Here is a 212-nt window from a genome sequence, read left to right on the forward strand (position 1 = left end):
GGCGTCTCGATCGGGCACATCCGGCCGTAGTGGGACGGGTGCACGTCGCGGACCTCGAAGCCGGCCCGCTCACGGGACAGACCACCGGGGCCCAGCGCGTTCAGGCGTCGCCGGTGCGTCAGGCCGGCCAGCGGGTTGGTCTGGTCCATGAACTGCGACAACTGCGAGGTGCCGAAGAACTCCTTGATCGAGGCCACCACCGGGCGGATGTT

Annotated in this window: 1 protein-coding gene; it reads right to left on the reverse strand. The window is 69.3% G+C overall.

Features of this window, described 5'->3' with window-relative positions; genetic code table 11:
• On the reverse strand, positions 1-212 hold a 212-nt coding region (locus FAF44_RS56685), incomplete at both ends, for a hypothetical protein (RefSeq protein ID WP_237111263.1).

Source organism: Nonomuraea sp. MG754425, from assembly GCF_021699195.1.
In the GTDB taxonomy this organism is placed as follows: Bacteria; Actinomycetota; Actinomycetes; order Streptosporangiales; family Streptosporangiaceae; genus Nonomuraea.